Annotated in this window: 10 protein-coding genes and 1 tRNA gene; 7 read left to right on the forward strand and 4 right to left on the reverse strand. The window is 60.2% G+C overall.

Going from position 1 to position 13495, the window contains the following annotated elements; all coding sequences use genetic code 11:
- Positions 1-4 precede the first annotated feature (4 nt).
- Positions 5-3301 (reverse strand): YhdP family protein, encoded by a 3297-nt coding sequence (locus WNE31_RS07560; RefSeq protein ID WP_349979110.1) that lies wholly within the window; start codon positions 3299-3301, stop codon positions 5-7.
- A 171-nt stretch (positions 3302-3472) separates the two neighbouring features.
- On the opposite strand from WNE31_RS07560, the gene WNE31_RS07565 reads away from it, so the two are divergent.
- From WNE31_RS07565 to WNE31_RS07585, 5 genes are all read left to right on the forward strand, one after another.
- Positions 3473-3934 (forward strand): peroxiredoxin, encoded by a 462-nt coding sequence (locus WNE31_RS07565; protein WP_349979111.1) that lies wholly within the window; start codon positions 3473-3475, stop codon positions 3932-3934.
- 20 nt (positions 3935-3954) lie between these two features.
- Positions 3955-4767: a ferritin-like domain-containing protein gene (locus WNE31_RS07570; RefSeq protein WP_349979193.1), complete on the forward strand. Its 813-nt coding sequence runs from the start codon at positions 3955-3957 to the stop codon at positions 4765-4767.
- A gap of 154 nt (positions 4768-4921) precedes the next feature.
- A complete protein-coding gene (locus WNE31_RS07575) occupies positions 4922-6235 on the forward strand; it encodes a M23 family metallopeptidase (protein WP_349979112.1) in 1314 nt (437 codons plus the stop codon).
- Positions 6225-6728 carry a bactofilin family protein gene (locus WNE31_RS07580; RefSeq protein ID WP_349979113.1) on the forward strand — a complete coding sequence of 168 codons (504 nt, stop codon included), beginning with the start codon at positions 6225-6227 and terminating at the stop codon, positions 6726-6728. The genes WNE31_RS07575 and WNE31_RS07580 overlap by 11 nt, the downstream gene beginning before the upstream one ends.
- 138 nt (positions 6729-6866) lie before the next feature.
- Positions 6867-8792, forward strand: coding sequence for a DUF3604 domain-containing protein (locus WNE31_RS07585; protein ID WP_349979114.1), 1926 nt, complete (start codon positions 6867-6869; stop codon positions 8790-8792).
- 60 nt (positions 8793-8852) lie between these two features.
- On the opposite strand, the gene purN is transcribed toward WNE31_RS07585, so the two are convergent.
- Both purN and purM read right to left on the reverse strand, forming a co-directional pair.
- The gene (purN, locus tag WNE31_RS07590; protein WP_349979115.1) at positions 8853-9446 is read right to left on the reverse strand and encodes a phosphoribosylglycinamide formyltransferase; all 594 of its coding nucleotides are present in this window, start codon (positions 9444-9446) and stop codon (positions 8853-8855) included.
- Positions 9443-10489, reverse strand: a complete 1047-nt coding sequence (gene purM, locus WNE31_RS07595; RefSeq protein ID WP_349979116.1) for a phosphoribosylformylglycinamidine cyclo-ligase — start codon at positions 10487-10489, stop codon at positions 9443-9445. Before purM ends, purN begins: the two co-directional genes overlap by 4 nt.
- A gap of 108 nt (positions 10490-10597) precedes the next feature.
- On the opposite strand from purM, the gene WNE31_RS07600 reads away from it, so the two are divergent.
- Positions 10598-10674: transfer RNA gene (locus WNE31_RS07600), tRNA-Ile, on the forward strand.
- A gap of 223 nt (positions 10675-10897) precedes the next feature.
- A complete protein-coding gene (locus WNE31_RS07605) occupies positions 10898-12289 on the forward strand; it encodes a calcium-binding protein (RefSeq protein ID WP_349979117.1) in 1392 nt (463 codons plus the stop codon).
- A 222-nt stretch (positions 12290-12511) separates the two neighbouring features.
- Here the strand turns inward: WNE31_RS07605 and WNE31_RS07610 are convergent, their stop codons facing one another.
- A complete protein-coding gene (locus WNE31_RS07610; RefSeq protein WP_349979118.1) occupies positions 12512-13462 on the reverse strand; it encodes a hypothetical protein in 951 nt (316 codons plus the stop codon).
- Positions 13463-13495 lie beyond the last annotated feature (33 nt).

Genomic DNA, 13495 nt, shown 5'->3' on the forward strand with positions numbered 1-13495 from the left:
GCACCTAGCGGTTGTCGGGACCCTGCCCGGACTGGCCCGGATCCGTGGGGGTGGGTTGGGATTGCGGCACGCTGAGCGTGTTGCCCTCCATCGAGGGGGGCGGGCGGCGGAAAATCTCTCGAAAAAAGCCCGGCGTCAAGGCCGAGAGCGGGTTCACCGTGATGGAATAGTTATCAATCGGCCCGCGCACCTGATAGTTGAAGGCGATCAGCCCTTCGCCTTTCTTGGAAATCACGCGCCCCATCTGGTTGACCACGAACAAGGGCGACAAGGCCCCCTGCATATCAAGGAAACTGTCGGCCAGCCGGTAATACCCGTCTGCCGAAACCCCCATGGCCGGGCCAACTGCGCTGGACTGGCCGATTACGAGGCGAGTGTCTGACAGTTGGAACCGGCCCGAGATCTCGTTGAACAGGATACCCGGCCCCTGCAACTGTTCGAGCAACCCCACGACACTGACCGCGTTCAGCATCTCGGCCACCACGGGCAGTTCCTGCACCTTCAGCCCCAGTACCTGAAAGCTGCCGTCCCAGTTTTGTCCGTCGGGGTTGGGGGCCAGACGCAGGGAAAGCGTTCCGCCGGTCGCCGCATCCAGCAAGCGCATCGCCATCAAGACACGAGCGGCATTGTCCGAGACGACATGCACGCCGGTGCCGGTGTTTTGCGGATAGACCTCGCCGCGGATTGGAGCTGATCCGTTCAGATTGCCCGAGAAATTGCCGACAAGCCCGTCAGACGTAGTGAAATTCCCGGTGACATCCGTCAGGAAGATCGTTTCGGACACCCGTGCCTCGGACAGGTTCGCGGTGATGGGAATGGGGTCGCCCCCGCCACCACCTCCGGAGCCACCCCCGCCAAGCCCTTCGGGCAGGTTGCGCATGTCAAAGGTGCCGCCGCGCATTTCCACCGCCGGTGTGCGACCGGGGCCGCGCCCGATCAGCCGCCCCTGCCCCTGCAACCAGTTTCCGACGCGGAACGCGGTGAAATCCACCTGCCCAAGCCCCCCTTCCGCGGTCAGGGTCAGGCTGCCCTCGGCGTCCAGCCCCGGCGCAGTCAGGTCAAACCCGTCTATGGTGGGCGGCGAGGTCAGCGTGATCTGCATCGCGGCCTGTCCCTCGGTCTCGGACAGTTTACGCCAGGCCAGCGGCGGGATGTCCAGCGTCGCCCCGACCAGATCAGAGGTCAAGGTCATCACCGGCGGCACGTCCGTGACGAACTCGATCCGTAAATCGGCGGGCGCGCTGCCCTGCACCGTACCCGGCGGCAGGCCCACGGCAAACTCTTCCAGTGCCAGCGGGCTGAGTTCGGACTGGCCGGTCAGGGTGCTGGTGCCATCGGCGCGTGCGCCGATCCCCGTTTGCCAGCGCACCTTGCCCGGCAAGGCCCCCACCTGCCCGTCCACATCGATCACGACCTTGTCCTCGGTCGCGGAAAAGGACACGTCGCCGCCCATTTCCTTGCCCTTGATGAAATGGCTTGTGCGGATGTCCCGCCCGTGGCCGGACGCCGTGAAGGTGACCTCTTCGGGTGTAACCTTGGGTTTCAGCACCAGTTGCACGACGCCTTCGGCCTGCATCCCGCCACTGGCGAGATCGACCGGCAGATTTGCCTTGGTCATCACCTCGAGCGGCGGGCGGTTGAGCAGGGACAGGAATCCGGTCACCGCCCCTTGCGCCTTGAGTTGTACCGTTGCGGGCGATTGTTTGAGCCGCGTATTCTCAACCGTAAACGCGGTGCCCGCAACATTGATCTCGCCCCCCTGATCAGGGGTGATCCAGCCCTGTTCGGCGGTCACGTGAAATTTCTCGTGGATCATGGTGGCAAATCCGGTCACGCGCCGCACCGGCGGCAGAGTCTTCATGAACCGGATATCGGCATCGCTGAACAGGAAGTTCAAAAACACCTCGGGCTTGTCGTCGGGGCGTGACTTCATCCGGAAACTGATGTCGCGGAAATCGCCCGAGAACAGGTTATCGCGGATCCACTTCTGCAGGCGCGGCTTAACGCCCTCGGGCCAGATCGCCACCAGATCGTCGCGGTTGTAGTGGTTCAGATCCCCGGCCAGTTGGAACACCCACTCACCCTCGGCGACGGACAAATCCCCTGCCAGTGTCAACTGTCGGTCCGACTGGTTCAGGACAAGCTGGCCCAGCGACACCTCGAACGGATCAAGCCGCAGCCGGAAATCGGCAAAGGCACTGTCCAGCGCGACCTCGACCGCGCTTTGGCGGGTCGGGGCGACCTGCAAGTCCCTGAGCGACAGCTGGAACACGGTTTCTTGCGGCAATCCCTGCTGGAAATCGCCCAGAACGGCCTGTCCGCGCGCGGTCAGCGTCACCCAATCCGACCGTACGGCCAGACGGTCCAGCGTGATCCGCTGTTGCTTGGGGCGATAGGTCAGATGGGTCAGCGCCGACTGGAACGGAATGGGCTGGTCCACGCCCTCGGGATGCAGAACGCCCTTGTCCATTTCGAGGCTGACCGTGGTCGGCCCAAGCCGCCCCTGCGGATCGACCGACACCCGCAAAGCGCCCGAAATCGGCGCGCGCACCGCCCCAAGCCAGGCCAGCGCCGCTGATTGCGCCGCGATTTCGCCTGCCGGAAAGGCATCAAAGGCCAGAATGAAATGCGCCTCTTCCGTGCCATAGGCCGTTTCCAGTGCCAGATCGACAGACGACGCATAGCCCCGCCCACCCAGAAGCGTCAGATGCGCGCCAAAAGAGATCAGCGCCTCGTCGCGCTCCATCCGGGCCGAGGCCCCGTCCACGTTCCACGCCAATCCGGCGCGCAGGTCTTCGTAGCGCAGGCTCAGCGCGTCGATCGACACGCGATCGAGCTGTGCAAAGAACGGCCGCGCCAGCAACGCCTCGATCTGGGTGCCGAACCCCGCCATCACGGTTTCAGGGTCCAGCCCCTGCAACCCCTGCCCCTGCCCACCGAACGCAAGGTCGAAACTGCCATCCTCGCGCCGCTGCAATGCAAAGGACAGGCCCGACAGACGCAAATCCGTGGGGTTGATGCGCCCGTCCCCCAGATTGTCGAGCGAAAAGCTCGCGTCGATCCGTTCGACCGCGATGGCGCTGTTGCTTTCGGCATGGGTCAGGCGGACATTGTGCAGGGTCACGCGCGGGCGTAATTTGTCTTCGACCACGACAGAAACGCCGTCTAGCCCCATGTCAATATTGGGAAATCTCTCTTCAAGAACGGCTTCGACGCGGGTCACCACCCATTCGGGCAGGTCCACGGCGCGCCCCATCAGGATGAACAGCCCCACCGCCCCGACAAGCCCTAGAAAGATCACCGTCTGAATCGCAACAATGCCCACCCGCCGGCGGGGCGGCTGGCGGAGTTGTTCGTTTTCTTCTGTGGCCTGCGGTGGGGTCAGCTCTATGTCTCGTCTTGTGGTTTTTGGGGTTGCTCACCTGACCCCAACATATACGTTAATCCCGCCTACCCCAAGGAGTCATGACAGATGTTTGACATCGCCGATCCCGCCCCCGATTTTTCCCTGCCTGCCTCGGATGGCAGCGAGGTATCGCTTTCCGCGCAACGCCCTGCGCCCGTGGTGCTGTTTTTCTACCCGCGCGACAACACGCCCGGATGTACTAAAGAGGCCATCGGCTTTACCGAGTCCCTGCCCGAGTTCGAGGCCGCAGGCGTCAAGGTCTTTGGCATTTCCAAGGATTCGATTGCCTCGCACGAGAAGTTCGTCGCCAAGAAAGAGCTCGGCATGCCGCTTTTGTCGGACGAGCACGGTGATGTCTGCGAGCGCTATGGCGTCTGGAAAGAAAAGAAAATGTACGGCAAGACCTTCATGGGCATAGAACGGACCACAGTCCTGATCGATGCCGAGGGCAAGATCGCGCGGATCTGGCCCAAGGTCAAAGTGGACGGTCACGTGGCCGAGGTGCTTGAGGCGGCGAAATCCCTGTGACGGACAAAACGCTTGCAGAAATGGCGGTCGAGGTTCTTACGACCGCCGACGGGCGCGCAAAGACCGCGCTGTCGCACAAACATGCGGCCGCCTGGTTTGCCGCGCGCGAGGCCGGTGTCCCACTTGAGGTCGGGCACGCCACGCCGCCCCTGCGCCCGTCGCGCCCTGAAAAGCCCGAGCTTCTGTCGCCGCGCGACGTGCCGCGCCGCCGCCCCGGCAGCCCGCAGGGTCGGATCGCCCTGTTACATGCGGTGGCCCATATCGAACTTAACGCCGTGGACCTGCACTGGGATATCATCGCGCGGTTCACGCAAGAGCCCATGCCGGTTGGGTTCTATGATGACTGGGTCAAGGCCGCCGACGAGGAATCCAAACATTTCAACCTGATATGCGACTGTCTTGAAGCGATGGACAGTTACTATGGCGCCTTGCCCGCCCATGCCGGCATGTGGCAGGCCGCCGAAGACACCGCCGAAGACTTCATGGGGCGGCTGGCCGTCGTACCCATGGTGCTCGAAGCGCGGGGGCTGGACGTGACCCCGGGCATGATCGAGATCTTCAAGAAGGCCGGCGAAACCCAGACCCTGGCCGCGCTCGAGGTGATCTATGCCGAAGAGGTCGGCCATGTCGCCTACGGGTCGAAATGGTTCCACTTCCTGTGCGGGCGCAACAATCTGGACCCAAAAGAGGTGTTCCACGGGCTTGTGCGCAAGTATTTCCACAGTGCGCTGAAACCACCCTTCAACGAGGAAAAGCGCGCCGAGGCCGGGTTGCCACCCGATTTCTATTGGCCCCTCGCCGAAGAGACCGACACAAAGACCCGCGTACGATAGGCGGGTCTTTGCCCATATAAGGCCTGCAAGAACGCTATCCACCTGATGCGACGTCATAAACCTTGCCCGTTCGAATCCGTACGGGTAAGAACGGCGGCGGTCGCGATGGGGACATGATCGGGCCAGATGGGGACGGGAAAAAGGAAGCTTTGGCGTGCGGACAAGATTTGCGATCAGAGTTCATCAACTTCTGGAACGGTTTTTTCCCGAAAGACGCCTGTTCCTGCGCTCGGACAACGACACGCGTTTCATCCGGCTGCGCCCCTCGACCCAGCTGATCGCCTTTGCCGGAAGCGCCGCCATCGTGGCTTGGGCCATTATCGCCACCGCCGTTCTGTTGATGGATTCCATCGGCGCGGGTAATTTCCGCGAACAGGCCCGCCGGGATCAGCAAACCTATGAAACCCGCCTGAACGATCTGTCCGAAGAACGCGACGCCCGCACCGCCGAGGCGCTGGCCGCGCAGGCGCGCTTCAACGCTGCGCTGGACCAGATTTCAGCCATGCAGTCGGAATTGCTGGCCACGGAGGCACGCCGCCGCGAATTGGAAACCGGGATTGACGTGATCCAGGCCACGCTGCGCCGCACCATGAAAGAGCGCGAGACCGCGCTTGCCGAGCTTGCAACCCTGACCCAAAGCCCGAATGGTGGGGGCACCGCGGTGGCCGACGGCACACCGCTTGGCAACGAGATGATGACCCTTCTGTCTGGCGCTCTCGAAGAAACCGCCCGCCAGCGTGACGAAGTCATTGCAGACGCACAGGCCGCATTGAAAGCAGCCGAGGAAATGGAACTCGAACTGGCATTGATGGAAGAAAAGAACGACCAGATCTTCCGCCAGCTTGAAGACGCGATGACCATCTCGGTCGAACCGCTGGAAAAAATGTTCACCTCGGCCGGTCTCAGCACCAAATCGCTGCTCGAAGAAGTCCGTCGCGGCTATAGCGGTCAGGGCGGCCCGATGACCCCGCTCAGCTTTTCGACCAAGGGCGGCGACCTGACCAAGGAAACCGTGCGCGCCAACCGTTTGCTGGATCAGTTGGACCGGTTGAACATGTACCGCATCGCGGCAGAAACCGTGCCGCTGGACATCCCGATCAAGTCGGCCTTCCGCTATACCAGCGGCTTCGGCATGCGCTGGGGACGGATGCACAACGGCACCGATTTCGCCGGTCGCCACGGCACGCCGATTCTATCTACGGCAGACGGGGTTGTGACCCATGCGGACTGGCAATCGGGCTACGGGCGCCTTGTAAAAATCAGGCACGCCAACGGAATCGAGACACGTTATGCCCATCTGGCAAGAATCCGCGTAAAGAAGGGGCAAAGGGTCTCGCGCGGGGAACGCATTGGTGATATGGGCAACTCCGGAAGGTCTACCGGCACGCATCTGCATTACGAAGTGCGCGTCAATGGTCGGGCCGTGAACCCCATGAAGTTTATCAAGGCTGGAAAAAATGTTTTCTAAGAGCAAAATCAACGAACCCGCGCCGAAATCCGCTGATCCGGCCAAGCCTGCCCCCTCTGAAGCCCCGGCCAAAGCCGTGCCGCCGGCCCCCAAGGCAGCCGCAGCGCCTGCTCCGAAGGCCAAGCCGCCCGCATCCGTGCTGTCGGCTGACCTGCACATCTCGGGCAACATGAAAACCACTGGTGACATTCAGGTCGAAGGCACAGTCGAAGGCGACATCCGCGCACATCTGCTGACCATCGGCGAAAGCGCCACCATCAAGGGCGAAGTGATTGCCGATGACGTCGTCATCAATGGCCGTATCATCGGCCGCGTACGTGGTCTCAAGGTACGTCTGACCTCGACCGCCCGCGTCGAAGGCGACATCATCCACAAGACCATCGCCATTGAAAGCGGCGCGCACTTCGAAGGCTCGGTCCAGCGTCAGGACGATCCGCTGACCCGCGGCAAGGACGCCCCCAAGGCCGCTGCCAAGGCCCCTGCTGCGGAATAACGCCCGCCCCAAAATTGATGACAGAACAACGCCATCCGGTTTGGGTGGCGTTTTTTTTTGGGGATTATCTGACACTGTGTTAGTTTTCTCTCCTATGGACGCAAAAAGCTCACAAACATTGCGCCACGGGAGGACACCATGAAAACCACCACTTGCCTTGCGGCCGTTCTGGCATTGATGTCAACGACGGTTTTGTCTCAGGTCACACCGACTAAGGAGGCTGCAGAGAGCGGCTTCTCGGATCAGCCTTTTTCGCCTTATGCCAATCGAAACTTTCCCGAACGCCCTTTATGGGGGGAAACACACCTGCACACAGGGTTATCACTGGACGCGGGCGCGTTTGGAAACATCCTTGGTCCGGATGATGCGTGGCGGTTCGCCAAAGGCGAACAGGTCGTGTCCTCGACCGGCCAACAGGTCCGGCTGAGCAGGCCTTTGGACTGGATGGTGCTGACGGACCATACCGACCTGATGGGATTTGCCCCTGACCTGCAAGCGGGCAAACCCGGTATTCTGGCCGATCCCAAGGGTCTGGAATGGTACGAAGGCTATATGGCCGGTGGCGAGGCGGCGGGAGAGTCGGCCTTCGATCTGATTACAAACTTTTCGCAAATGACCCTGCCCGAGGCGATCGTCGAAGCTTACAGCCCCGGCGCGGATCCGTTTTCCTTTACCTGGGAGAAAATCGTGAACGCAGCCGAGCGCCACAACGACCCGGGTCAGTTCACCGCCTTTATCGGGTTCGAATGGACCTCGGTCCCAAAGGGAATAAACCTGCACCGCAATGTCATGCTGCGAGATGGGCCGATGCGCGCACTTCAAGTCGTGCCACCTGTCACTCAGCCGCCATACGGCGATACGAACCCGCACTCGCTGTATGAATGGCTTGAGGCGTATCAGGAAAAAACCGGCGGGCGCGCTGTCGCCTTTGCGCATAACGGCAACCTGTCGAACGGCTGGATGTTCCCGACCGAAGACACCTATCACGGCGGCAAGGTCGATCAGGAATATGTCGAACTGCGCGCCAAGTGGGAACCGCATTACGAGATCACCCAGATCAAGGGGGATGGCGAAGCCCACCCCTATCTCAGCCCCGAGGACGCATTTGCCGATTATGAAAACTGGGATATCGGCAACCTCGATCTGACCGAACTCAAAACCGAAAACATGCTGGCCGGGGAATACGCGCGTGAAGCCCTGAAGCAGGGCCTGAAGCTCGAAGCACAATTCGGCACCAACCCCTACAAGTTCGGCCTTGGCGGCGCGACGGACAGCCATACCGGCCTGACCACCGCAGAGGAAGAAAACTTTTTCAGTAAATCGGTCAGCGTCGAACCCTCGCCGACCCGCATTGAACATCCCTTCATCGCAAGCGATCTGGGGCGGATCGACGGGCACATGCTGGTCGCCTCCGGCTATACGGCTGTCTGGGCCGAGGACAACACCCGTTCGGCGATCTATGACGCCTTCAAGCGGCGGGAAACCTATGCCACGACCGGCCCGCGGATCGGGTTGCGCTTTTTTGGCGGATGGGAGTTCAGCGAACAGGATCTGCGCCGCAGGTCCCTCGCGGAACCCGGATATACCAAGGGCGTTCCGATGGGATCGGACATGCGGCCGAGAGAAAGCGACGTGGCCCCGACCTTCCTGATCGGCGCATTGCGCGATCCGATTGGCGCCAACCTGGACCGCGTACAGGTTGTCAAAGGCTGGATGGACACCAACGGCGACTTGCACGAAAAGGTCTATGACGTGGCCTGGTCAGGCGACCGTGCGCCCGACGCAGATGGTAAATTGCCTGCCGTTGGCAACACCGTCGATCTGGAAACAGCAAGCTGGCAGAACTCGATCGGAGCCTCGGAACTGACCACGGTCTGGAGCGACCCCGATTTCGACCCTGCCGAAAGCGCGTTCTATTATGTCCGCGTGCTGGAAATCCCGACGCCGCGCTGGGTGGTGTATGACAAGGTCCGGTTTGGTATCGAACTTCCTGAAGAGGCGCTGTTGATCCATCAGGAACGCGCCTATTCCTCGCCAATCTGGTACACGCCGCCAAAAGGGTAAGCCAAGCGTTTTGTGCAAGGACGGGGCGCGGATCACGCGCCCCTTTTTCATCCGAAATCCCTAAAGATAAACCGGCGTCAGATCCCCCGCTGCAAAGCGTCGCAGCACTGCAGGATAGAGAACGTGTTCTTGGGTCAGGACGCGCGCGGCCAGTTCGTCGGGCGTGTCGCCATCTTTGACCGGCACCCGTGCCTGACCGAGGATTGGCCCATCGTCCAGCGCCGGAGTCACCAGATGCACGGTCACGCCATGTTCCGCATCCCCCGCCTCAAGCGCGCGGGCATGGGTGTGAAGCCCCTTGTATTTCGGCAAAAGCGACGGATGGATGTTCAGCATACGCCCTTCCCACGGGGCGACGAAGTGTTCGGTCAGCACACGCATGAAACCGGCCAAGCAGATGATGTCGGGCTGGACCTTGTCCAGCTCGGCCTGGAGCGCATCTTCAAAGGCCACGCGGTCGCCCTTGAACGGACGGTGATCCACCACCGCCGTGGGCACGCCCAGCTCTGTCGCCTTTTTCAGGCCGCCCGCCGCCGCGTCATTGGCCAGCACCAGAACGGGTTCCGCCGGATGGTCGCCCGATTGCATGTCGCGCACCAGGCTCACCATGTTCGAGCCGCCGCCCGAGATGAAGATCGCGACGCGTTTCTTCACAGGAGGCTGCCCGCATAGCGCATGCCCGCGCCCTTTGTTACGGTGCCCATGCGATAGACGGTTTCGCCTTCGTCCCGAAGCAGTGCCTCGATCGCGTCAGCCCGGTCTGCTGCCACCGACAGGATCATGCCAACACCGCAGTTGAAGGTCTTGAGCAGCTCGGCCTCGGCCATGCCGCCGGTCGCAGCCAGCCATTTGAAGACGGGCGGCAAATCCCACGCGCCAAGATCAATGTCGGCCCCCAGATCATCGGGCAGAACACGCGGCAGGTTCTCAGTCAGACCGCCACCGGTGATATGGGCCAGCGCATGCACGCCCCCTGCCCGTACGGCTGCCAGCGACTGCGTCACATAAAGACGGGTCGGCGCCAGCAGGGCCGCGCCCAGAGTGCCCTCGTCCCACGGGCAGTCGTCGCCCCAGCCAAGGCCCGAAATCTCGACCAACTTGCGCACGAGGCTATAACCGTTCGAGTGCACACCGTTCGACGCCAGCCCCAGAAGCACGTCGCCCTCGGCCACGTCCACGGGCAGGTCCGCCCCGCGCTCCATCGCACCCACGGCAAAGCCCGCAAGGTCGAAATCGCCGTCTTCGTACATGCCCGGCATCTCTGCGGTCTCGCCCCCGATCAGAGCACAACCTGACTGGACACAGCCTTCCGCAATGCCCTCGATGATCCGCGCGGCTTTGTCGGTTTCCAGCTTGCCAGTCGCGAAATAGTCGAGAAAGAACAGCGGCTCGGCGCCCTGGCACACAAGGTCGTTCACGCACATCGCGACAAGGTCGATGCCCACGCCATCCACGTTGCCAGTGTCAATCGCGATACGCAGCTTGGTGCCCACACCATCGGTCGCACCGACAAGAATGGGGTCGGAATAGCCAGCATCCTTGAGGTCAAACAGCGCGCCAAAGCCACCCAGACCCGCCATCACGCCCGAACGTGTCGTGCGCTTGGCCGCCGGCTTGATCCGATCGACGAGCGCATTGCCCGCATCGATATCCACACCTGCATCCGCGTAAGTGATTCCGTTCTTGCCTTCGGTCATGACGCACTCCGTAATTCGCTTGGGCAGGCACTAGACCAAGTCGTGATTGGAAGCAACGGTAAGCCTTGACGCGGGCGCGGGTTCTGGTAGCAAAAGGCGCACAAGGTAGGGCCTGTAGCTCAATTGGTTAGAGCAGAGCGCTCATAACGCTTTGGTTGCGGGTTCAAGTCCTGCCGGGCCTACCAATGACATCCCCACAGTTGAATCCCGAGCATGTGGCATGGTCGGTCACAAGGGTCTCAGTCCAGACGGATTCCCGCAGATCGAAAGCAAAACCACAGCGTCAGCGATCACGCGAAAACACGCAGGAATTGACAAGGATCATACTGATACTTCCAAAGCGGGTTATAAAGCGCAAATCATGAATGTTTCATTTTGCCGATAACCGCGAATTAAGGGAGATCTATTTTGGTTACGATCACAGGGTACCGCGCAATCGACATGCTGGGCGAATCGTCTTTCTGGTATGGAACAGTCCAAAGCTATAGCGGCCGCCAGATCACAATCGTTGCCGGAGCGTTGCGCGCACAATACACAGGCAACTTCTCTTACGACGTCTACGGAAATGTGTACGGGCAAGTCACGGGCTATAGACAGTGGGCAAGTGGTGTCCTGACACATGCCCTGACAAACGGGAATCTCGACGCCTACAGCGTTATGCGGTATTCCGAGCGCAACGATACTGACGGCCTGATGCGCTATGTGCTGACGGGCAATGACGTGATCAATGGCTCTGCGTACAATGACCGCCTTGCCGGGGGCAACGGGGCAGACACGCTTTCGGGCAATAATGGCAATGACACACTCGACGGGGGGGCCGGAAATGACTCGCTGAATGGCGGTGGCGGGCATGATCTTTTCCTGGAAAGCGCGGGCAACGACATCATCCAGGGCGGTACGGGCATCGACACTGTCAGGTTGTTTGTCGACTCCAGCGCAGCCACGATGACGCAGACCGGCGCGGGATACAGGCTCAGCTTCAACGGCCAGAGCAATGACTATTACAATGTCGAGAATTTCGAATTCACCGACCAGACACTGTCGGCACCGCAGCTTCACACCTTGAACCTTGATCCCGCCGTTGACCTGACCGGCGGCGCGGGCAGCGACCGGTTGCAGGGCGGCAACAACAATGACCGCCTCAGTGGCGGTGGCGGCAATGACATGATCTATGGCGGGGATGGCGCAGATCAGATCGACGGCGATGACGGGAATGACCTGATCATCGCCGGTGCAACCTCTGCCGACCGAAGCGACACGATCTATGGCGGCGCAGGAGATGACACGATCGATGCAGGCTATGGAAACGACTCTGTCTACGGGATGGACGGAAACGACAGCATCGTTGGCGGGTTCGGAGCTGATTTTCTGGCCGGTCAGAATGGCCATGACACCATCACCGGCGCGGCGCTCGGGGATATACTGTTTGGCAATGCAGGAGATGATTTCCTCAATGGCGGATGGGGCCATGACCGGGTGAATGGCGGAGACGGTGCCGACCGTTTCTTCCATATCGGAATTTTCGATCACGGCTCGGACTGGATTCAGGATTATGACGCAACCGAAGGCGATGTGCTCGAGTTTGGCATTGCATCAGCAACCGCCGCACAGTTTCAGGTGAACTTTGCCCATACCTCTGATGCGTCGGGGGAACGGGCCGGTGATGATACACTGACCGAGGCTTTCGTGATCTATCGCCCCACAGGTCAGATCATTTGGGCCTTGGTCGATGGCGCAGGTCAGTCAAGTCTCAATTGGACGGTTATGGACAGCAATGACGTCTATGACCTGTTGCTCTGATCAAGGGTTGGCCTAAGCTTCGGCGCGACATATCAATTCCAGAGATTGGTGCACCTAAAGGAAGAAAGTTCAAACCAAATATTCAGTGAGTTTCACAGGTGGCAACTCTATTTTGCAGAACAAAAAGGCAATCCGACACCCAAGCTCTAAACTTCTTTCTGCATCGGTTTTATTGGATCGGAACGTCTGCGCCAAAAGCGGCGCAGGCGACATATTGGCAATTTAGGCGTTCGATGTAGGATGCGCACGGATATCGTTCGACACCCAGTCGCTGTCATCTTGCGTAGTCACAAATTCCCGATCCCAAGGCCCCCACCCTTGGTTGATTGGCACATCAGCAAGCGGATTGTGCACCATCGTAAGGGGGCGCACTTGGCGCTCCATGTTTCCGATCCCAATACGAGACCACAGCACACCTGAAACGCTGGAGAACTGAGGGTCTACGAGCGCGGTTCGCGGCACCGCTCCACTTTCTCTTTCAATTTCGGGAGCGTATTCAAAATTTTGCTCAACAATCTCGCCCGTTTCCGGGTTTACAATCAGGCGCTCGTTCCCAATTGGGAGCAGGGAAGTCATAATCAAGGGCGGATCTTCTGGCGCAAGCAGCGCAAAACGACTGGCGCTTATTGCAATAACTCTGCCGTCCTCTGGATTGATTACGCCCTGATCAAGGTAACTTTGTATTCGACAGAACTTAGTCCAAAATGCGCTCGTCGTGCGTAGCCTTGCTTGACGAACAGGCATTGGTGCAACTCCACCGCCTTGGTTCAAAGGTATCGGTCCAACTACTTGATCCGGCCCCTGAGCGCCTCTCGTCGGCGCAATGGCTTCTATCCAAATTCGGCGACTTTGATCAATGACACAAAGGTCTGGTTGCCCGCCTTCAACAGCGCGTTCAACAGTCGGGAGTAGCTCAAGGCCCGCATCAATCAAAGTGCAGCCTAGAAACATTTCCCAGAAGCGTGCATCTAAATCACGAGCAAAACCATCGCAAAAATCTGGGTCGGCATACGGCTCGTATTTGGCCCACATCTCCTCAATGAGAGCACGCATCTGCTCTTCTGCGGGGGCATTTGCCTCCCTGATGTTCTCGTATCCAATGTCTAACCCGTCACCCACAACTTCAAAAATTTGCGTCACCTGTCCACTTCTCGCCTTTTCATACTTATCCATAATTCGTCAGCAGTGGCCTTGCGGTGGCCACGA

Origin of the sequence: Shimia fortis, from assembly GCF_040225985.1 — a bacterium.
Lineage (GTDB): Bacteria > Pseudomonadota > Alphaproteobacteria > Rhodobacterales > Rhodobacteraceae > Shimia.

Excerpts from the sequence above, each read along its gene's own strand:
- WNE31_RS07570 (WP_349979193.1), top strand. The coding sequence starts at position 3,955 with ATGGCGGTCGAGGTTCTTACGACCGCCGACGGGCGCGCAAAGACCGCG.
- WNE31_RS07610 (WP_349979118.1), bottom strand. The coding sequence starts at position 13,462 with ATGGATAAGTATGAAAAGGCGAGAAGTGGACAGGTGACGCAAATTTTT.
- WNE31_RS07580 (WP_349979113.1), top strand. The coding sequence starts at position 6,225 with ATGTTTTCTAAGAGCAAAATCAACGAACCCGCGCCGAAATCCGCTGAT.
- purM (WP_349979116.1), bottom strand. The coding sequence starts at position 10,489 with ATGACCGAAGGCAAGAACGGAATCACTTACGCGGATGCAGGTGTGGAT.
- WNE31_RS07565 (WP_349979111.1), top strand. The coding sequence starts at position 3,473 with ATGTTTGACATCGCCGATCCCGCCCCCGATTTTTCCCTGCCTGCCTCG.
- WNE31_RS07585 (WP_349979114.1), top strand. The coding sequence starts at position 6,867 with ATGAAAACCACCACTTGCCTTGCGGCCGTTCTGGCATTGATGTCAACG.